At 43.1% G+C, this 21,081-nt stretch carries 21 protein-coding genes and 1 pseudogene; 14 read left to right on the top strand and 8 right to left on the bottom strand.

All coding sequences use genetic code 11. From position 1 onward, the window contains the following. Positions 1-520: GlxA family transcriptional regulator (locus A1QO_RS06930; RefSeq protein WP_017041852.1), on the top strand; the 520-nt coding region annotated here is incomplete at its 5' end. Positions 521-1,016: 496 nt separating this feature from the next. Here the strand turns inward: A1QO_RS06930 and A1QO_RS06925 are convergent. From A1QO_RS06925 to A1QO_RS06910, 5 genes are all read right to left on the bottom strand, one after another. Beyond that, complete coding sequence (locus tag A1QO_RS06925) at positions 1,017-1,784, bottom strand: zinc-binding dehydrogenase (protein WP_241790420.1); 768 nt, start codon at positions 1,782-1,784, stop codon at positions 1,017-1,019. Next, the gene (locus tag A1QO_RS20590; protein WP_241790419.1) at positions 1,768-1,959 is read right to left on the bottom strand and encodes a hypothetical protein; all 192 of its coding nucleotides are present in this window, start codon (positions 1,957-1,959) and stop codon (positions 1,768-1,770) included. Before A1QO_RS20590 ends, A1QO_RS06925 begins: the two co-directional genes overlap by 17 nt. Positions 1,960-2,025: 66 nt before the next feature. Next, a complete protein-coding gene (locus A1QO_RS06920; protein WP_017040168.1) occupies positions 2,026-3,114 on the bottom strand; it encodes an alkene reductase in 1,089 nt (362 codons plus the stop codon). A gap of 9 nt (positions 3,115-3,123) precedes the next feature. After that, on the bottom strand, positions 3,124-4,221 hold the full coding sequence (locus A1QO_RS06915) for an alkene reductase (protein WP_026027100.1): 1,098 nt from the start codon (positions 4,219-4,221) through the stop codon (positions 3,124-3,126). Positions 4,222-4,447: 226 nt separating this feature from the next. Then, positions 4,448-5,329 carry a LysR family transcriptional regulator gene (locus A1QO_RS06910; protein ID WP_017033942.1) on the bottom strand — a complete coding sequence of 294 codons (882 nt, stop codon included), beginning with the start codon at positions 5,327-5,329 and terminating at the stop codon, positions 4,448-4,450. Between the two features lie 187 nt (positions 5,330-5,516). Between A1QO_RS06910 and A1QO_RS06905 the strand changes: the two genes are divergently transcribed. The 6 genes from A1QO_RS06905 (at position 5,517) to A1QO_RS06880 (ending at position 12,972) form a co-directional block, all read left to right on the top strand. Beyond that, positions 5,517-6,713, top strand: a complete 1,197-nt coding sequence (locus tag A1QO_RS06905) for an MFS transporter (RefSeq protein WP_017037459.1) — start codon at positions 5,517-5,519, stop codon at positions 6,711-6,713. An 83-nt stretch (positions 6,714-6,796) separates the two neighbouring features. Then, positions 6,797-7,489, top strand: a complete 693-nt coding sequence (locus tag A1QO_RS06900) for an SDR family oxidoreductase (RefSeq protein WP_017041850.1) — start codon at positions 6,797-6,799, stop codon at positions 7,487-7,489. A gap of 535 nt (positions 7,490-8,024) precedes the next feature. Continuing rightward, complete coding sequence (locus A1QO_RS06895) at positions 8,025-9,203, top strand: MerR family transcriptional regulator (RefSeq protein ID WP_017041849.1); 1,179 nt, start codon at positions 8,025-8,027, stop codon at positions 9,201-9,203. A gap of 10 nt (positions 9,204-9,213) precedes the next feature. Then, positions 9,214-9,465 (top strand): hypothetical protein, encoded by a 252-nt coding sequence (locus A1QO_RS06890; RefSeq protein ID WP_017041848.1) that lies wholly within the window; start codon positions 9,214-9,216, stop codon positions 9,463-9,465. A gap of 10 nt (positions 9,466-9,475) precedes the next feature. Then, complete coding sequence (gene rsgA / locus A1QO_RS06885) at positions 9,476-10,513, top strand: ribosome small subunit-dependent GTPase A (RefSeq protein WP_017041847.1); 1,038 nt, start codon at positions 9,476-9,478, stop codon at positions 10,511-10,513. Between the two features lie 515 nt (positions 10,514-11,028). Beyond that, positions 11,029-12,972 carry a methyl-accepting chemotaxis protein gene (locus A1QO_RS06880; RefSeq protein ID WP_017039752.1) on the top strand — a complete coding sequence of 648 codons (1,944 nt, stop codon included), beginning with the start codon at positions 11,029-11,031 and terminating at the stop codon, positions 12,970-12,972. A gap of 412 nt (positions 12,973-13,384) precedes the next feature. On the opposite strand, the gene A1QO_RS06875 is transcribed toward A1QO_RS06880, so the two are convergent. Then, positions 13,385-14,578 (bottom strand): acetate/propionate family kinase, encoded by a 1,194-nt coding sequence (locus A1QO_RS06875; protein WP_017036915.1) that lies wholly within the window; start codon positions 14,576-14,578, stop codon positions 13,385-13,387. Between the two features lie 436 nt (positions 14,579-15,014). Between A1QO_RS06875 and cueR the strand changes: the two genes are divergently transcribed. The 4 genes from cueR (at position 15,015) to A1QO_RS06855 (ending at position 18,120) form a co-directional block, all read left to right on the top strand. Continuing rightward, positions 15,015-15,401, top strand: a complete 387-nt coding sequence (gene cueR / locus A1QO_RS06870; RefSeq protein WP_017036913.1) for a Cu(I)-responsive transcriptional regulator — start codon at positions 15,015-15,017, stop codon at positions 15,399-15,401. A gap of 53 nt (positions 15,402-15,454) precedes the next feature. Beyond that, the gene (gene miaE, locus A1QO_RS06865) at positions 15,455-16,219 is read left to right on the top strand and encodes a tRNA isopentenyl-2-thiomethyl-A-37 hydroxylase MiaE (RefSeq protein ID WP_017036912.1); all 765 of its coding nucleotides are present in this window, start codon (positions 15,455-15,457) and stop codon (positions 16,217-16,219) included. Between the two features lie 51 nt (positions 16,220-16,270). Then, positions 16,271-16,522 (top strand): DUF2999 family protein, encoded by a 252-nt coding sequence (locus A1QO_RS06860; RefSeq protein ID WP_017035625.1) that lies wholly within the window; start codon positions 16,271-16,273, stop codon positions 16,520-16,522. A gap of 365 nt (positions 16,523-16,887) precedes the next feature. Then, positions 16,888-18,120: an HD-GYP domain-containing protein gene (locus A1QO_RS06855; RefSeq protein WP_017041846.1), complete on the top strand. Its 1,233-nt coding sequence runs from the start codon at positions 16,888-16,890 to the stop codon at positions 18,118-18,120. Positions 18,121-18,307: 187 nt separating this feature from the next. Here the strand turns inward: A1QO_RS06855 and A1QO_RS06850 are convergent, their stop codons facing one another. After that, positions 18,308-18,862, bottom strand: a complete 555-nt coding sequence (locus tag A1QO_RS06850; RefSeq protein ID WP_017036910.1) for a carboxymuconolactone decarboxylase family protein — start codon at positions 18,860-18,862, stop codon at positions 18,308-18,310. Between the two features lie 296 nt (positions 18,863-19,158). Here A1QO_RS06850 and A1QO_RS06845 point away from each other — a divergent pair, with 296 nt between their 5' ends. From A1QO_RS06845 to A1QO_RS06835, 3 genes are all read left to right on the top strand, one after another. After that, complete coding sequence (locus A1QO_RS06845) at positions 19,159-19,743, top strand: TetR/AcrR family transcriptional regulator (protein ID WP_017041845.1); 585 nt, start codon at positions 19,159-19,161, stop codon at positions 19,741-19,743. Positions 19,744-20,000: 257 nt separating this feature from the next. Continuing rightward, positions 20,001-20,234: a hypothetical protein gene (locus tag A1QO_RS06840; RefSeq protein ID WP_017041844.1), complete on the top strand. Its 234-nt coding sequence runs from the start codon at positions 20,001-20,003 to the stop codon at positions 20,232-20,234. A 186-nt stretch (positions 20,235-20,420) separates the two neighbouring features. Then, positions 20,421-20,816, top strand: coding sequence for a DUF2391 family protein (locus A1QO_RS06835; protein ID WP_017035630.1), 396 nt, complete (start codon positions 20,421-20,423; stop codon positions 20,814-20,816). A 26-nt stretch (positions 20,817-20,842) separates the two neighbouring features. On the opposite strand, the pseudogene A1QO_RS06830 reads toward A1QO_RS06835, so the two are convergent. Next, a pseudogene (locus tag A1QO_RS06830) lies at positions 20,843-21,064 on the bottom strand (siderophore ABC transporter ATP-binding protein); the annotation flags it as partial. Positions 21,065-21,081: the final 17 nt, after the last annotated feature.

Below are 21,081 nucleotides of genomic sequence, written 5' to 3'. Positions count from 1 at the left end.
CCCTCTATTTGTTGAACATGAGACTATCATTACCTCTGCTGGAGTAGCTGCTTCACTCGATTGTTGTCTACATATAGTGCGCCGTTTGTGTGGTAGTGAGCTTGCGAATGATCTCGCACGTAAGATGGTGACTGCGCCATCTCGTACTGGTGGACAGCAGCAATACATACCAGCACCAGTCAACATAAAACCTCTTACAGAGACAAGTATTAGCCTTGTGATTGAGCATGTCGAACAAAACGTCCATCTGCCTCACTCACTAGATGCAGTCGCTGAGCGCTGTGCGATGAGCAAAAGAACCTTCACACGCCAGTTTAAAGCTACCTATGGCTGTACATTTGGTGAATGGTTGCAAAATAAACGCTTGGTGCTCAGCCAACGCCTACTAGAAACCACTAAGTTATCTGTTCCTCAAGTTGCAGAGCAAGCGGGTTTTGGCTCTGACAGTGTATTCAGAAAGCACTTTAAATCGGCTTTTCATGTATCGCCGATTCAGTGGCGCACTACATTCAAGCAATAGTCTTAATTTCATTGAGGGCGATGGGGCTAGATCGTCGCATCTATTACTTTTTGTATCTGAAACCTTGCAAGTTCAATTCTAGGCGTTTTTGGGGCATCACAAGCCAGCCCTAACATCACTAGTTTGAAGCTACAAAATGATTTGCCGAAGTCAATAGAATGAGTTTTGACTATCTCGCTATAAGGCCACTTAGCGATGGTCTATCCAACATATGAGCACAAAAAAAGCGAGCACTAAGCTCGCTTTTAACCATCTGTTTTTAAAGTAAATTACAGTAGTTCTACCGACTGTTGAGCAATCACGAATTCTTCGTTGGTTGGATTGCTATTAGTATCGCATCTGCTAGTAAGAGTGTGGTCAAAATTATTTAGACCACAATTTTAAACGACGTTGCAAAGATGAGTCTTACTCAATATCAGCAATTAGAACAACTATCCAAGCAAAGTGTAGGAAGTAAGCGCTATGTGACTCCCAGCAAAAGGATAAATTGCGCAGTCTAACTCAATGTAATCACGGTTTTTCGTTTTGTGGTTTCACTGTGTTTCAACGCATCAAGCATCTGCTCGAATTTAAAAGTGACAGGAATACTAACTTCAACACTCCCATTTTCAATACGCTCAAGCAGCGCTTCACCATTTTGCATTAATGTATGCCAATCATCTTTATCACCAAAATTATGTAACGCTCCAAGGGCTATTTCGTGGTAAGAAATAGTGCGCGTAAATGGAGGGTCAATGGGTTTAGCAATACGATCTTGAATGCAGACAATATGTCCATTCGCTCTTAACAGCGGCACTAAATGGGCGGCATTTTCCCCACTCACCGCATCAAAAATGGCGAAGTATTTCATGTCGATTTGAGATTGCTCCCGATAAACTTGGCGAATACCTAAGCTTTTGGCTCGCTCTTCGCTCAGACTCGCGGAGACAACATCAACGATATAACCCGCTCTGACAAGGATCTGGGATAACAAATTATTCACCGCGCCAAAACCAACGACAAGCACTTCTCTTTGTCGGGTTAATGGAATTTTTTCAAATGCTTGCCACGCAGTTAGCATCGGACAAGGCAGTGCCGCGGCAAGTTCAAAAGATAGGCTCTCAGGTAGTGTCATCACTCGCTCAACGTTCAAAACAGTATATTCAGCGAAGCTACCATGGCGATTTAGTGAACCATGATATGCCACTCGACGGCCAATTAGACTGGGATCAACTTTAGAACCTACTTGTACGACGACGCCTGCACCATCAACACCATGGAACATGGCCATTCGGCCAATTTAAAGGATTGGCTTTAATAAATTTCCAATCCACAGGGTTAATACCAATCGCTTTGTTTTGTACTAAGATTTCGCTGTCATCTAAAGCTGCTCTTTCAGCCTTACCTAAAACAAGACTGTGTTTCTCAGTTTGATATTGCCAAATTCGATAGGGTTCCATATCACTTCCACTCGCTTAATGAAAAGGTCAGGCACCAAAGAGTTATCGTCCTTGGTACCTGGTGTATTAGGCTTGATAAGTTGGATAATCGACGTAGCCTTCGGCTCCGCCCCCATACAAGGTCAACCTAGCATCGGCATCAAACTCGGCCAATGGTAAATCATGAGCAAATCGGGCGACTAAATCAGGGTTCGTTACAAAAGGAGTACCAAAGGCAACGAAATCAGCATACTGCTTATCTAGCAACTGTTGGGCAGATTGCTTGGTCAACTTTCCTGCAACCATGATTGGATTAGAGTATATTCGGCGTACTTGCTGGCGAAACTCTTCAGGCACCTCTACATAGCGTGATATGTTTTCTGAAAAATGCACATACGCAAGGTTCATCAGTTGTAGTTTTTCCAGCAATGCTAACGTTAGCGGAACAATTTCAACATCATCCCCAGCAAAACCCTCTCCGATATGAGGAGACAGACGAACCGCAACTCTTTCCCCACCAATTTCGTCGGTAAGTGCTTGCAACGTATCAACCAAAAAGCGCATGCGATTCTCTTGGCTGCCACCATATTGATCACTTCTTTGGTTGCTTTCTAAACGTAAAAAGGTATCAAACAAGTAACCATGCGCAGCATGAACTTCAACACCATCAAACCCTGCTTCAACAGCATTTCTTGCAGCTTGAGCAAAGTCGGCAATGGTTGCTTGGATTTCATCTGCACTCATTGCTTTTGGCTGCTGGGTTTCCACCATGCCAAACCCGCCTTCAGGTAATGGGCCGAAGACCTGATCTGGAATTTTTATCGCTGATGGTGCTAGGGGTTGTGAACCTGAAATATCGGAATGACTGCGTCGCCCCACATGCCAAAGTTGGATAAATATCTTCCCCCCTTCCTCATGAACAGCCTGAGTCACTTTCTTCCAGCCTTCAATGTGTTCTTCTGTGTAAATACCTGGCGTCATAGAGTAGCCCCGACCTACCGCTGAGACAGGAGCGCCTTCTGTGACAATCAAACCAGAGCTGGCACGCTGACGGTAGTAGGTTGCCATCATCTCGTTTGGCACATCACCTGGTTGAGACGTGCGCGAGCGAGTCATCGGCGCCATAGCGATACGGTTTCTAGTCTCAAGTTCATGACCTTTAAATACCTTAAACATACTTCCCCCTTAAGCTTTATACGTTGGATAATCAATCAGCCCTTTTTCGCCGCCACCAAACAAGGTGTTTGGATCGTGCTCTGCGAACGGGTAGCCGTGAAGGAGTCGTTCAGGCAGATCGGGATTCGCCACAAAAGGCCGACCAAAGCCGATCATGTCTGCCAGTCCGTCATCAATAGCTTGCTTTGCTTTTTCCGCATTATAACGACCTGCGTAAATCAAAGTACCTTGATAAGCTTCACGTAAGGCACGTTTGAAAGAGACTGGCGTATCAGGGGCGTCATCCCAATCGACTTCAGCAATATGTAGGTACACGATATGATGTTTATTGAGTAACGCAGCAGCAGCGGTATAAGTCTCGATAGGGTTAGCATCAACAGTACCATTTAAGGTTGTTAAAGGTGCCAAGCGCACACCAACGCGGTTATCGCCAATTGCGTCCACCATTGCTGCAACGACTTCATCAAGAAAACGAAGACGATTTTCCAGGCTACCGCCGTATTCATCACTGCGGTTGTTAGCTTCGGAGTCAATGAATTGGTTGATCAAATAACCATTCGCCGCATGCAGTTCAATGCCATCAAAACCTGCTTCAATCGCATTCAATGCCGCTTGACGATAATCTGCGATGACTTGTTGAATATCTGCTTTTGTCATTGCTCTAGGCTGCACGACATCAACAAAACCTGGTTCATCACTGCCATTATCAACGAATACTTTTACGTTTTCTGCTTTTAACGCTGATGAAGAAATCGGTTGCTCACCACCGATGTTATCTGTGTGAGTGACTCTGCCCACATGCCAGAGCTGAGCGAAAATTGCGCCATTTTCTGCATGCACTGCTTGAGTTACTTTACGCCAGCCTGCAATCTGCTCAGGTGTATAAATACCTGGCGTCCACGCATAGCCTTTTGCATTTGGTGAAATTTGTGTGCCTTCGGAGACAATTAAACCTGCACTGGCTCTCTGAGCGTAATAGGTCGCCATCATTTCATTAGCAACATCCCCAGGTTGACTTGCTCTGGAGCGTGTCATCGGTGGCATGACAATGCGGTTTTTGAGTGTGAGACCACCCAGTGTGAATGGTTGAAACAGTGATAGTGACATAATTGAGCCCTCTTCATTTGATAGGGGCATACTAGCAAATAAATCACCAAGCATTTATAGCAACAAAGACAAATTATATTTGTTATAAATGCAATAGTCTAAGCATGCTCAAGCAATGATCTTTTTGGATGTCGATGTCTCATCGGCTTTTATAGGTAACTGTTTTGTCCAAGATGTCAGAAGAAATATCCTAAGCGGGGTACAAAGTTACCTCGCTGTACACGATTTACAGATCCAGTTTCGGCTGAATAAAATCGATAAAAGCAGAAATCCGCTTGGCAACAGAAGAAGACTTGTAGTAAACCGCATTGATTTGCTCTCTGCCTGAGTTGCCGATTTTTTCACCTTCTAACAACACAATTAATCTTCCTTCCGCAATGTCTTTTTTCACCATAAAGCCCGATAGACAGGCGATTCCATTTCCCATCAACGCGAGCTGTCTCACTGTTTCACCGTTACTTGAGATCAGCGTTGGAGTAAGCCCTGAAAATCCTTTCAAAGGCCATTCATTGAGTGTTTTTGGTGCTGAAAAGCCAATGGTATCGTGATGTTCCAAATCACTACTCTTACTTGGAAAGCCGCGCTTTGATAAATAATCAGGTGAAGCAACAATGTGAAGTAAACTTCGGCCAAGAGATCTAGCGTGTAAGGTTGAATCATTTAATGCACCGATACGAATAGCAATATCGGTTTTCTTTTCTAGTAAATCTACAAAACCTTCATTAGAGGTCAGCTCCAACTCAATATCGGGATAGGCTTGATTAAATGATTGCACCAATGGCACTAGTTGATGAAACACAAACGGACTAGCCGCGTCGACACGTAAACGGCCTTTGGGCAATTCCCCACGGGAAATAATATCTTCTTCCGCTTGTTGTAATTGCATCAGGCCTATTCGCACCGACTCAACAAATTGCCGCCCTTCATCGGTTAACTCGATCCGTCTTGTGGTTCGGTTTAATATCGTTACACCAAGTTGGCCTTCAACCTTACTCACCGCTCGTGATACTCGTGCCACCTGTATATCTAGATTATCTGCTGCCGCCGTAAACCCGCCAGTATCAACGACAGTAAGTAGAATTTCTAAATCGTCCGATTTTGTGCGCATGCTTTCTTTCCTGTTTCCAACGGTCAATGTGCATTATTGCATTTATAACAAATATAATTTGTTAAACAAGCTGTTTTTTACAATATCATCTTCGTACACAATCCTCTCATCAAATCACGAGACAGCGACACGTGGATAAGCACATTCGCTGCAGTGTACTAAAACCTAATATAAGAGAGTAAACGATATGCCATTAGCACTTCTCGCATTGACGCTCAGCGCCTTTGCTATCGGAACAACGGAGTTTGTGATCGTGGGGCTACTCCCGACTATGGCTTCTGACTTAAATGTCTCACTGCCATCCGCAGGGCTACTTGTGAGCCTTTATGCATTAGGTGTTGCCATTGGCGCACCTGTTTTAACTGCGCTAACGGGAAAGTGGAACCGTAAGCACGTACTCATTACTGTTATGTCACTGTTTGTGGCAGGTAATTTATTGGCATGGCAAGCACCTGGTTACAACACCCTTGTCGTTGCTCGCATTTTAACTGGTTTAGCCCATGGTGTGTTTTTCTCTATTGGCTCTACTATTGCCACAGGACTTGTACCCAAAGAAAAAGCCGCCAGCGCGATTGCGATTATGTTCACCGGATTGACCGTGGCATTAGTAACAGGTGTGCCGCTCGGTACTTACATCGGTCAAACCTTTGGTTGGCAATCGACTTTTCTGATTGTTGCGATATTAGGACTGATTGCGTTGATTGGCAGTACTTTCTTAGTACCAAGCAACCTAAAACAGCCAGCCGCAGCGAAACTGTCATCGCAGCTAAAAGTGCTCACTCAACCAAGGCTACTACTGGTGTATGCGATCACGGCACTGGGTTACGGCGGCACATTTACCGCTTTCACTTTCCTTGCGCCAATCTTGCAACAGGAAACAGGGTTCAGCGCCAATGCAATCAGCCTAATCATGTTGGTCTACGGTGTATCCGTGGCGATTGGTAATATTTGGGGCGGCAAAATGGCCGATAAGATGGGGCCAATTAAAGCGCTAACGATTATTTTTTCAGGGCTCGCTACTGTCCTAGTGATATTTAACTTTACTGCCGTTAACCCTATCGCCGCGGTAGCAACCATTTTAGTTTGGGGCGCCTTTGCATTCGGTAATGTTCCTGGCCTGCAAGTGTATGTGGTCAAACTGGCTGAAAAATTCACCCCCGATGCGGTCGATGTCGCCTCTGGTTTGAATATTGCGGCGTTTAACGTGGGCATTGCCCTTGGTTCTTGGGGCGGCGGTATGATTGTGTCAGAAATGGGCTTAATGCATACGCCTTGGATTGGTGCAGTGATCGTGCTCGTTGCGCTCATTCTTACTCGAATCAGTGGACACCTAGATAAACGTGCAGAAAGTCAGTGGGAACAAGCAAACGTACTTGTAAAGTAAGCATCACGACAATGGTTACAAGTTGGTCAGTGCACTGCATTGGCCAACTCATTCTTACTTAGAATCAACTTAGGAACCTCACAATGAAAACGGTTTTTATCACTGGCGCCAATCGAGGCTTAGGACTCGAACTGGTTAAACAATACGCTCTGCGTGGATGGCGTGTGATTGCATGCTGTCGTGACATTAACACCGCTCAGGCGTTGTCTCTTTTGGCACAAACTTATCCAACGATTGGTATTCATACGTTGGACGTGAGTAATGAATCCCATATTCTCGCTTTGACAGAAAAATTTGCAGATACCGCCATTGATGTACTTATTCATAACGCAGGAGTGAGCGGAGATGAATGTGAAAGCCTAGGCAACATGGGGCAAAAAGAGTGGATAAATGTATTAAAGGTCAACACCATTGCGCCCATGTTAATCACGCAAGCTTTACTTAATAATATTCTTGCTGGCGAAGATAGAACCATCATCGGGATGACCTCGATACTCGCTAGCATCGATGACAACCGCTCTGGTGGTCGATACAGTTATCGCGCATCAAAAGCCGCTCTCAACCAAATAATTAAATCTCTGGCCTGTGAACTGTCCGATGAGGGCGTGAAGACTATGGCAATTCATCCTGGTTGGGTACAAACCGATATGGGCGGAAAGGAAGGCAAGGTAACAGTAAAAGAGAGTGTTACAGGCATGCTTAATGTTATCGACAATTTAAAACTTAAGCATTCAGGTTCATTTTTTGTCTACGATGGCACTCAATTGCCATGGTAAGCCTAGTCGTTACGTCTCATACAAACTCTAAGGGTAGGATATGCTTTAACCTTTATAGTTTTAATCCTTTCTATTGTCGCTTTGATCGGCTGGTATTTACACAAAGTATCCCGTGATATTGCCAACATTGGCTGGGATTGGGATAACGATGAAATCCTTTAACGAGAAATGGCACCGAAACAGTCCAACATAAAGAACCAAAAACGCGAGCACAAAGCACGCTTTTAACGGTTTGATTTAATTATCTATTACAGAAGCTCTACCGACTGCTGGGCAATAACGAATTCTTTGTTAGTTGGGTATATATTCGTATTGCATCTGCCAACAGGAATTTGGACAATTTGCTAATTTAGCTATTCATAAATAAGCTCTGGTATTGAAAACTGGCTACCAACTACCAACTACCGACTAATAACTCAGAACTCACCTCATTTCTGCCATTATGGATGAAAGATTTGAACAAGCTCACTTGACCTGTCTATCACTCTATAGTTCATACTATCCAGATACTAAGAACACTTAGGTCGAATCTAACATGTATTTGATTTCGGAGTTGGCGGCGAAGGCAAGTCTCTCTCGCACCACCCTACTCTATTACGAGAAGTTAGGGTTGATTAAAGGACAGCGCCTTGACAATGGATATCGCTATTACAGCGAAAACGATTTGCAGCGACTGATGTTGATACAACAACTTCAAAGCGCAGGTCTCTCATTGAAAGAGTGCGAACAATGCTTGGACGCGAAGTTAAGTAGAAGCTTATTGGAAAATCGGCTAACACAACTCAACCATGAGATTGATAAAAAAATTCACGCTCGTGAGTTGCTACTGGCATTACTTGGAGAACGTTCACAAAGAGAGTTACACCATTCTCTGAGTCAAAGTGCGCCTAGCGCTTACTTAAACTGGTTAAGTACTCAGGGTTACAGTGAAAAAGAAGCGCTCAGATTAAAGTGGTTATCAAAAGATATGAACGAACACGATAGTTACATGAAAGACTTTATGAAGATCTTTGCAACATTAGAAAGGTGGGGGCCAGGGAGTAATAAGGACTCTTTAAAAGCGATTTCATTAATGTCGCCTCAGACCATGACCGATATTTTAGACATTGGTTGTGGCACTGGCACCTCAACATTACTGCTAGCTGACAACAGTAACGCACACATTACAGCCGTGGATAATGAGCCTGTTGCCATCGAACAGCTCGATAAAAAAATCCAAAACGCACAGTTACACGAGCGCATTTCTCCTGTTTATGCATCCATGACGGAATTGCCATTTCAGGCAAAGTCTTTTGATGCCATTTGGGCGGAAGGCTGTGTGTACGTTATGGGAATGGAGAACGCACTAAAACAATGGAAGCCTCTGTTAAAAGACAATGGCGTCTTGATGGTGAGTGATGTGGTTTGGCTCACTGACTCTCCCGACGAAGAGGCTACACAGTTTTGGCTGGCAGACTATCCCGATATCCAGTCGATCCCTAAACGGCTAGCCTTGTTCAAAAAGCATGGCTACCACGTGGTCGAGCACTTTTCATTAGGTGTCGATGCCTGGCAGAACTACTGGCTACCGTTGAAAGACAGAGTTCACGAATTACAAGCTGTTATGCCGGCATCCCAGGCGTTATTGGACATTAAGAAAGAGATTTCGATTTACGAACGATGTGCCGCAAAAGATTTTACCTATCAGTACTTTATTTTAGAGCTAGTAAGCTAGAGATAGACAGATGAAATACCGATTGTACAAACAAGAACAAACTCAAGAAATCATTACACTGTTCAATGACACATTTTCAGATTCAGAAGGTAAAAAAGAAGGCGCATTAATGGCGAAACTGGTAGAAAGCGCTCTTACTTTACCAACCAAAGATGAGGACTTTTATATGGTTATTGCACAATCTTGGCTCGGTGAAGTGATCCCTCACATTGTGGGCAAACCAATATGCTTACCCGCAATCGACAATCCATGTTATAGGTAGGTGGTTACACATGAGAATTCCTTCATTACTTGAGTTAGGTATGCGGCCTTTTTTCCAGCAGCAACTTTCTTTAAAAGAGTTAGAGAACGGCTCGCTAGGTCGAATTGTCGAACATCATAAATCTGACGTTGTTCTGATGGGGGACAATGGGACTTTACGATTAAATCTCCCGCCTAAGCTCGACGCAGTATGCGTGGGCGATTGGGTCGTGTTCGATCACGAGCGAATAATACGTGTACTCGAAAGACAATCCTTGTTTCAACGTAAGGCGGCTGGGAGCGCTCTTAAACGTCAGTTGATCGCGGCCAACATTGATCGTGTTTTTATAGTGAGTTCATTAAATGAGGATTTCAGTTTAAATCGGATTGAGCGCTATTTGGCTTTGGCTAATGAAGCGGGCGCTCAACCTGTGATTGTGCTAACAAAAGCCGATTTACACCCTGATCCTGATGATATTCGCCAGCAAGTTCAAAAGCTTGATCCGCTGTTAAGTATTCATTGTGTTAACGCATTGGATAGCCAAGATGTTTCTGTATTGGAAAGTTACTGCCAGAAAGGCAAGACAATTGCGTTTCTCGGCTCCTCGGGTGTAGGGAAATCAACACTGGTCAATAGCTTACTTGGCCGCCATGAAATGGAAACTAGGCATATTCGCGAACAAGACAGCAAAGGTCGCCATACCACTACCCATCGTGCGATTAAATGGTTACCCAGAGGTGGTCTGTTGATGGACACGCCAGGAATGCGAGAGTTACAACTGAGCAATGTCAAAGAAGGGATTCAACTTACCTTTGCCGATATTGAATCCCTCGCATCTCAATGTCGTTTTAGTGACTGCCTGCATGAGAATGAACCAAGTTGTGCGGTTAGAGAGGCAGTAGAAAGCGGAGAGCTATCCTCTAGGCGGTTAGATAACTACAAAAAACTGCTGCGCGAAGAAGCCTACAACAGTGCGACATTGGCGGAGAGAAGAGCGAAAGATCGTACGTTTACGAAGATGGTGAACTCCGTTCAGGAGAAAGCACGTTCGGCTAAAAAGTTTCGATAACCATTTACAGAATCATCATTAATCACAAACCATTGGTTCTGTTGATCATCTAATCAAAATACTTCTCTATACAGAAAAATATTACCTTTAGTAAGGCAAAATCGTATTAACAAAGTGCGAATGAGTATTTACCCTAACCAGTAACGGGACAGAAACAATCCAACACTAACCTCGCTAACTTATAGCAAAAAAATGAATAGCAGAAGTCAATGTAGTGAGCGATGAGTGCTCGCCATTCGCGTGCTTTGCGATGGTCTATCCAACAATATGAGCACAAAAAAAGCGAGCACTAAGCTCGCTTTTAACCATCTGTTTTTAAAGTAAATTACAGTAGCTCAACCGACTACTGGGTCGGGTAGTAATGGTGATGTTGGTTTTGTTATTCTGGATATTCGATTTAGCAGTAAATGATTAATCTGTATCAAGATAACTACCACGCAAGGAAACTTCCACTGTATTTTTTGCTACAGTTATAAAAAACAAAGTTACATTTCAAGGAATAGAAAGGGAGCTTTATGAGAAACAATCAGCCCGTAACACAACGGGAACAAAAGTTTACTAGTAATGAAGACCTTGTATCGATCACCGATCTACAGGGCAAGATTAAATATGTCAACGATGCGTTTGTCGCGATCAGCGGGTTTACTTATGAGGAGTTGATTGGCCAAGATCACAACATCGTTCGTCATCCAGATATGCCGCCAGCTGCATTCACTGATCTATGGAAAACGGTAAAGTCAGGTCAGGCGTGGCGGGGGATGGTAAAGAACCGCTGCAAAAATGGTGACCACTATTGGGTGGATGCCTTTGTCATTCCGATCGTCAAAAATGGTGCTACCGTCGGTTATCAGTCGGTTAGGAGTAAACCAAGCGAAAGCCAGATTAATGAGGCTGAATTACTGTATAAATCGATGAAGCAAGACTCGTCGAAGACTTTGCCTCAACCTCGTTGGTTTAGACGGCTGACGACTCGGGCCATCAACCATATACTAAGCACCGTTCTAGTTTTGTGCGCAAGCTTGATTGGTCTACTTTCAGATCAGCCAATGCTACAACTCATTGCCTTGGTCTCTGTGGTGGTTGTGCTTGTGATGCTTTTTACCAACCAAAAAAGGGTGTTTTCAAAGTTTACTTACATCATAGAGCATAATCATTACCTTGCCGCTGGTGACTTTACGAAAAATATAGAGGTTGAGGGAAAGGACGAACTGTCTATGGTGCTAACCTCAATGAAAATGGTTCAAGGACGCTATAAAGGCATTTTTATGCAGACCTCGGAATCTGTCAGCAAGTTGCTATCTACAGCAGATAAGCTCTCTGCAACCAGTCATGATGTTTTATATGCGATGCGTGAGCAGAGCAGTCATACGACCCAAGTCGCCACTGGTATGAGTGAGATGACGGTAACGGTTGACGGTGTCTCGAGCAATGTGCAGAGCACGGCAGATACAACCACGCAACTGACTCAAGTGGTTGAAGGTGGTGACGCTCTTATTTCAGATACATTGCTACAAATGCAAGTATTTGCCGATGAAATGTCACAAACATCCCAAGCGATCAATGAACTATCTAAAGAAAGTGAAAAAATTACTAGTATCACAAATACCATCAGTGATATTGCCGAACAGACCAATTTGCTAGCACTAAACGCCGCAATTGAGGCAGCTCGAGCCGGTGAGCAAGGGCGTGGGTTTGCTGTAGTTGCTGATGAGGTGCGAAGCTTGGCAAGCCGAACTCAGGATGCGACTGCAGAGATCCGTTCTATGTTAGAGCTGGTATCAAGTGGAATTCATAACTCGGCCAATACCATAGAAAAAAATAGCCTATCAGCAGTAATCACGCTAGATAAAGTGACTTTAACCCGAGAAAAGTTTGCCGATATTACGTCAGGTATGGAGAAAATCAATGCCATGAGCGCAGAGATTGCAACAGCAGCTGGTCAGCAAAGTACTGTGGTCGCAGAGATGGCTGATAACATTGAAAGTATTAGCTCGCAGGCTAGCCTAACGGAAAGCCAGGGTGAGAACCTGCAGCAGCATGCTATGTTGGTGAACTCTCGTGCAATGGATCTTCAGGCTCAGCTCAATGAACTAGATCTATCAGAGGCAGCCACCCTTGATTTTGTCACGGTTAAACAAGGTCACTTAGCATGGAAGACTCGGGTACGCTCTTTTCTCGATGGTGATACAAACGTTTTAACTCGTGAGCAAGCCTGTTCACACAGAGAGTGTGCATTAGGACGTTGGTACTACAAGGATGGTATTAAACAATATGGCAGCAACCATGCCTTTAAGGCGATGGAGCAACCTCATGCAGAGCTGCATGAAACTATCGTCAAAATAATGGATGCCGACGAGTCTGGTGACAGTGATAAAGCACATCAGCTATACCAAAACATCGAGCCACTATCAAAACAGATTGTAGCTCATATCGAAGAGTTAGAGAGAACCATTCGGTAACTAGAAAGGTCCATGACTAACACATAAAACGGTCTAGCAAATCGGTAGGCCGTTATGTATTAGCCACATTGGATGTTTTTATCGCTATCCAACTTTAGCAAAGATACCATTTCATACAGGGTTAAGAGTACTATAGAGTGTAAATACCAAATTTATCACTAACAAACCTGTAGAAGACTGACGAATTTGCTCACATATTTAGATTAGGAATTTTGGTCAAACTAAGGGGGTTATACTTCGAAGTGCAATCCTCTAAACTCATTTCGGGGCAGAAATGAGTCAGCTCGAGCCTCGTCGACTCGAAGATCTGCTAGATGAAAAAAACATCGTTCGTGATGGTTGAACCAAACATATAAAACAAACAAGCGAGCCACTTGGCTCGCTTTTCGTTATCTGATTTTCTTAGAATCTATTACAGAAGTTCTACCGACTGTTGAGCGATAACGAACTCTTCATTAGTTGGGATAACCATCGCTACCGCACCCAGCATCTCTGATTTGGCAATCACACCTTCAGCGCCGAAACGAGCGGCTTCGTTGCCCGCGACATCTTCAACAAAGCCAAGAATTTTAAGGTTGTTGAGTATTTCACGACGGATTGGTAGAGAGTTCTCGCCGATACCACCAGTGAAGATAATGCCATCTAAAGAATCAAGTGTGGCTAGGTAAGAAGCAACGTACTTTGCTACGCGGTAAGTAAATACCTCAAACGCCAGTTTCGCGCCTTCATGGCCTTCTTCCATCGCTTCTAAAATGCCACGAGCATCGCTCGTAAGGCCAGACACTCCGAGGAAGCCAGATTCCTTATTAAGGGAATTGAAGACTTGTTCTTGTGACCAACCTTTCTTCAGTAGGTACTCGATAATACCTGGGTCTAAATCGCCACAACGAGTGCCCATCATTAGGCCAGAAAGTGGCGTGAAGCCCATTGACGTATCAACACTGTTACCGTCTTTAATCGCACATACCGATGCGCCATTACCCAAGTGAACAGAGATGAAATTAGACTCTTCCACTGGCTTGTTGAGCATTTTCGCCGCTTCACGGCTGACGAAGTAATGACTGGTTCCGTGGAAACCGTAGCGACGTACGCCGAAGTCAGTGTAAAGTTCTTTGGCAATGGCACCAGTAAACGCTTTTTGAGGCATGGTTTGGTGGAAAGCAGTATCAAACACAGCAAACTGAGGAAGCTCAGGGAACGCTTTCATAGCGGCTTCAATACCAATAGCACCTGCAGGGTTGTGGAGCGGAGCAAGATCAGACAAGCTCTCAATTTCAGCGAGGACTTCTTCATCAATACGGACAGTAGAAGTGAACTTTTCTCCGCCGTGGACGATGCGGTGCCCAACAGCCACTAAATCTTGATTAAAACCTAGCGTCTCAATCAGTGTTACAATACGGTCAATAGCGTGCTGATGGTGATTGTCAGGTGCTGTAATCGCTTCTTCTGTTTTTTCACCGTTGTGTTTCCAGCTGATCACAGCTTCTGGCATTCCAAAACACTCACCAAGTCCAGTGACGATGTTATCGCCGCTATTTGCATCAATAACAGCAAACTTTAAAGATGAACTTCCAGAATTGATGACTAAAACAAACGAATTCGACATTTAATATGCATCCTGTTTAAACCTAAGAGATGAAGCAAATACTTCAATTTTGTATAGGCCTATTATTCAATAATTTTTTAATCTTTCAACTTTGTTTTAAACAATTATTGTCATACAAATCTATTTGCTTGATCTAGGTCAATGTTATTATTTATTTTCATATCGAATTATATGGTCACGTAATGTACAAATCGTACATTCAACCCAAGAACATGAGTAACTCGCATCGAGCTTGGCCTAGTTGCACTATCGATATCGTTAAAACATATTCAACATCGGAAATATAGAGCACAGTATTAGGCTAATAAACGCAGTGAACCAATCGGTATTGTTCGTTCAAATTTTTATTACTGGAAGAAAAGTGTGAGTTACAATAAAAATGAGAGCAATTAATTTTAATGCTCAAGAATCACATAGATACGAATAGAGGTTCAGCATGAACATAGGCACAGTTTCCAAACTCACGGGGCTATCGAGCAAGTCTATCCGCTTATATGAAGACAAAGGCATCATTACCCCACCGATTCGAAGCCTAGCTGGCTACAGAGAGTATTCAGCAAAGAACGTTCAAGAGCTCAGCCTAATTGCCAGAGCCAAAAACGCTGGATTTTCACTTATCGAGTGTAAAGAGCTGGTCCAGTTAGCTCAAAACCCAAATAGAAAAAGCAGTGAAGTCAAGGAAAAAACCAAAGAGAAACTTGACGAAATAGAACTAAAAATCAGCGAATTAACCGAAATTAAGAATCAATTAGAAAGCTGGGTTTCTGCATGCCCAGGGGATAATAATAGCCAATGCCCCATCATTGAAGATTTAACTAAATAGCGTTTGTCACTTCATGATAAAATCGCAGCAATATCATCGAAAAGAACAACACCATGTACGAAGAACTCTTAGCCCCGATTCAATCCTTTCTAAAATGCCCAACCCCTATAGAGTGGGTTGAGCAAGCCAAGAAAAGCACCAATTTACCGGTCATACTCCGGGATCATTTGTTGTGTGAGCTCAAAGCCGCTCAAAGTGCCATGTTCTTACTGAAACGATACGCAGTTGACGAAGAAGGCAAACAACAACTGACTGAGCTACTCAAACCCTATGAAGAGTTTGCGTACAAGCGAATCGGTAATCTCAGCACGTTAAAAGGAAAGAGCAATGTCTCGAAGATGATTCAGCCTAAGCCTAATTGTAACTATGGGTTAGACATGATCGATAAGCTCATCATGTTGATTCGAGAAGAGCTACACCATTTCTACCAAGTGCTCGAAATTATGGAAAAAGAGAACATCCCTTACGAACCTATATCAGCGTCTCGATATGCCAAAGGGATGATGAAGCAGGTAAGAACCTACGAGCCCGAAGCACTCGTTGACAAGCTCATTATAGGTGCCTTTATCGAGGCGCGTTCTTGCGAACGGTTTGCGATGCTAGCGCCTTACTTAGACGATGAATTGGGCAAGTTCTATATTTCTTTGTTGCGATCAGAAGCAAGACACTACCAAGACTACCTAAAGCTGGCTCAAAGTATTTCTAGCACGGACATTACCGATAGAATCGCCGTTTTTGCTCAAGCCGAAGCGGAACTGATCTCAAGTGAAGATGAGGATTTTAAGTTTCATTCAGGTAAACCCATTCACTCAGTTTAAGGCAAATGATAGACTGTCCACCTAATTGATTGAGTATTCAAAGGTAATGTAATGAACCCGATTCTTGCGATGTTACGAGAAAATAATATTGACGATGCACAGATCAGTGCGCTGTTTGAAGTGCTGACTCAAAACCCTTTGGCAGCGATGACAACCATTAGCCAACTGGGTTTACCTCAAGAAAAACTTCAGGCATTAATGGGCCAGGTCATGCAGAATCCAGCGCTGATTAAAGAAGCCGTTACTGAACTAGGGTTAGACTTTTCAAAAGTAGAAGCCGCTAAAGAGCAGCTAAACAAGTAAACACCTATCTTTGAGTGATAAGCTTGTCGCTTAAAGTACGGCTTCAAGTAAAGCTTCAACGAAAATAAATCGAAAGGACGTTTGAGCTGCTATCTTCTCAAACGGCCTTTTTAGTCCCAACGATTGGAGAGCATCATCGAAGCCGCTCAGTACTTCCTAATAGCTATAAACCTAGCATCTCGTACCAAGGAAAAAGCTCAATACTCTTCCATCAACAGCGCTAATAGATATACGCCTATCGTGAACGTGTGATTGTTCGAATTTAACTATTGATAGTTGTAACAAATGTAACCAGAATTTTTATCGGTTATCCATATTGCTGTTACACTGTAAGAGGAGCACATAAACATACAGATAACGCCAGAATGCAGTATAAGATTCAAGATTCCATTAAAATTTCTATCGACACATTGACCGTTGGCATGTTTGTAACGGCGATAGAACATACCGAATGCGTCAATTTAGCGCACGCGGGGCGAGTTTCCTCACAATCCGCCATCGATCAGCTTAAAAAAAGCGAAGTAAAGTTCGTTTGGGTGGACTCTAAACTGTCAGAAAAAAACTGCATTTTTAAACCAGTAAAACCAGAAGCTGAATCAACCGAAGAAGCAGCGCCCACGCCTAAACCAGCAGCGATCTCTTCCAATGCACATAAAACGGCTAAAAAGCCAACCAGTCGACATGCAAACCAACAAAAAGCCAAAAAGCTCATCGCGGAAGCAAAAGGGTTAGCCAATCGGCTCATGTCCCACACCTTTGAAGGCAAAATCATCGAGCTTGACGAAATTGATGACTGGGCTGATAACATGATCGAATCGGTACTAATTGATTCCGATGCGTTGCGGTGCGTATCGGCATTGAGGAAAAAAGACGCCTACCTATTAGAACACTCGGTCAATGTTGCCTGCTTATTGGTGACGTTTGGTAAACACTTGGGTTTAGACAAAAACACGCTCAAACAAATGGCCGTCGGTGGCATCATTCATGACATTGGCAAAACCAAAGTGAAAGATGAAGTGTTGCACAAACCCGCTAAATTAACCCCTGAAGAGTTTGAACATATGAAACTTCATCAGGTGTTTGCAGATAAAATGATTGTACACATTGAAGGTCTGAGTGATATCAGCCGAGACGTTTGTTTAATGCACCATGAAAAGCTGGATGGAAACGGCTATCCTCACGGCTTAAAAGGTGATGAGATACCTTTACATGCTCGAATGGTTTGCATTATTGATATTTATGACGCCTTAACCGCCGATCGTTGTTACAAAAAAGGCATGAGTTCGTCTGAAGCATTTAAGATCATACTGAAATTGACGCCATTCCACCTCGATCCTGATTTAGTGTATAAATTCATCAACTGCATCGGCGTCTACCCTGTCGGTTCTTTGGTGGAGCTTTCTGATGGCCGAGTCGGTATTGTGTGGACATCAAACCCAACTCAACCGCTCAAGCCAGAAGTAAAATGCTTTTATTCCAATAAATACAACCGCTTTTGCGATGTGGGCTTTATCGACCTAAAAAGCAGTAAATTGGTGATTGAAAAAGCGATATCCCCGTCTTCTCTCGATGTTGATACCGCGCCTTTTTACGATTAAGTTGGATTGGAGATTAAACGCTCATTCATGTGGTACTCACGTTTGCCATTGAATTCCAATCAATGATTCTCTGGGTTCTCTGAATTCTCTGTTCGATACAAAAATATGACTCGCCTGTTATAGCCATCATAGTCAATAACAGGCTCTTCAATGTCGACGATATAGTCGGCTTACTGCGTAATTTGAATTACACCTTTTTGGTCCAAGCAAACTTCTCAAAGACTTCATCAACTGGTGTACCAGCAATATGATTAACATAATTGCTGATCACTTTTTGAGATAGACCAAGAATGATTTCAAGTACTTGTTTCTGTTCGTATCCTGCGCTAAAAAATGCGTCTAGATCGTTCTCAGTTACATTTCCTCGCCTTCTAACCATGCTCAGTGTGAAGTCTCTAAGCGCCTGAAGTTTGGCCGTAGGCAAAGGTTCTTCATTTCTTAACGCTTCAATAAGCTCTGGATTAACATTCATAGAGTGTGCGATCCCTGTATGTGCTGGAACACAGTAGTGGCATTCATGCTCCACATTGATCGTTTGCCATACAACGGTTAGCTCCTCAGCATCAAACGACGTATTCATGAAATGCTGATGCAGTTGACTATAGGCTTGTAATGTTTCTGGTGACTCTGCCATGACAGACCATAATCCAGGAATTCTACCCATATTTTTGATCGCCCCTTCCAATACTGGCTTTGAACCTTGTGGCGCGGTCTCGAGTGTATGTTTTGTAAAATCTGTCATTGTTGTGTCCCTTTCGTTTATATGCTTTCGCCATTTATAAAACAACGTTATAAAAATAAGTATGCTCGTTGTCCGCTCAGTTTTTATGCGGTATGACGAAACTCTAAACCAATTAGAACGATCGTTCAACTAAATAATTGAACGATCGCTCAATTATTTACAGCATTGGTTTTACTCATTGATTATTAATGAAATTCTGACTTTTAGTTTAACGAAGTAGACATTCTTCTTTACCTCAATTGAGATCAAACCTATAATTTGAACCATCGTTCAATTATTACTTTTCGTTCTCTCCTATGGCCAAGACCGCAAAATTTGATCGCCAAGACGTCGTAAACAAAGCGATGGCTCTCTATTGGGAAAAAGGTTTTCACGCGACTTCTATGCGTAATTTGCAAGATGTGATTGATATGCGCCCTGGTAGCATTTACGCGGCTTTCGGCAGTAAAGACGAACTGTTTAAAGAAGCGTTACGTCATTATAAACAGAATGGTTTAGCGCGATTAGCACACTGCCGAGAAGAGAGTGAAACCCCTATCGCAGCGCTTAAATTATTCATGCGTCAACTCATTCTTGATACGCTGAGCGGCTCACCAAGTAGCCTTTGCATGCTCGCCAAAACAGTGGCTGAACTGACAGATGAAAACAAAGAGCTGTTAGATGAAGCGAGAAAATCGGTCATTGAAATGGAAAAAGCGATAGAAAAGCTCATTATTGAAGCTCAAGAAATCGGTGAAGTTGACGCACAAAAAAGTACAGCTCAACTAGCACGTCATGTGCAAATTCAAATAACTGGGCTAAGGACCTACGCGAAAACCCATAACGGCCAGGCACCACTCAATGAGATGATTGAAGATGTGTTCAATCACTACCCTTTTTAACATTCTCGCTCATCCTGTTTAGATGTTTCCCGCTATTCAATCCCCCGTATAGCTGTTCCGGTTTTTTCTTGTGTTGAGAGAACGACGAATTTTGAAATACACCAATAAAACTTCATGAGAAAAGTGAGCTTAGTCGGTCCTACACTTCGTGATGAACGTTAGGTTATCAGGCTGACAATGCGCTGATTTTTATATGGAAATGATTTACTATAGTAATGTTCAGGCGCTAAAGCATTGACCTCTTGGATGGAGAAAATATGTCCCATAAAGTAGAAAAGCATCACTGCACCAAGTGCAGTGCGGATACCGATCATGTCGTTGTTCTGGTCAGAAAGCAGAGTGCATTTAAAGGCCAAAAAAACAGCAAAATTAAAGAATTTTTCGCCGGTTTTATTAAAGGCAGTGCTCTCGGTGCATTTGTGGCTTCTATGGATGAATTTGAACGTCATCTTGTTTGTAAAAAATGCGGTGAAAAGAGGGTTGAAGATTAATGCAGTACTGGCGAAATCATGTGAGTGCTAGTCTTTTACGAGTACTCGTCTTTTAAGAGTACTCGTCTTGTAAGAATGATAAACGGTAGGTTTAAGTAACCATCTCATACCAACAAAATCATAGTCAGAATGCACTACCGGCTTTACTGATTAGGTAGGCTCTTGGGAAATTTGAGGTATAAACATATGAAATTGAACTTTAATCTAGAAGATGCCAGCCAGATTTTTGTTGGCGCATTCGCGCTTGCTGTCCCGATTTCTTTTTCCGAAGAAGCGTGGCGACTAGGTGAAATCCTACCTTTCAAAAACTTACTGATGCTCTTTTCATTGTCGGTAATATTTTTAGCCTTATATACCTATGAAAGCGTATTTCAGCGAGATATCAAGAACAGAAAAATCGTCTTTCTTTTTCGTATTGTGACCGCCTATGTCATGGCGGCTTTCGTCGTTGCCTTGGTGTTGTATTGTATTGATAAATTGCCTCTTTTCGTCGATCCTGGCGTTGCTATGAATCGGATCATTGTGATTACAATGCCAGCATCAATGGGAGCGATTATCGTCGACAGCTTTGACAAAGAATAATCGTTAGTAAGTCGATGAAGTCCATTTTAATAATACGTGCACATCCGTTGGCCATTGACTTCCACAATGTTAAACGATGTTTCGTATATATCCGCGAGCACATCCGCCTGAATCACCTCTTCTATTAGGCCAATGGCGACGACTTTACCTTTCTTCAACGCTATGATGATGTCGGAATAGCAGTCGGCAAAGCTAATGTCGTGAATAACGACGACCACCGCTTTATTCATCTTTCCAGCAAGCTTTTGAACATTAAGTACTAACT

It is taken from the genome of Vibrio genomosp. F10 str. ZF-129, assembly GCF_000287055.2.
Taxonomy (GTDB): domain Bacteria; phylum Pseudomonadota; class Gammaproteobacteria; order Enterobacterales; family Vibrionaceae; genus Vibrio.
This window is presented reverse-complemented; position numbering and strand designations above follow the sequence as displayed.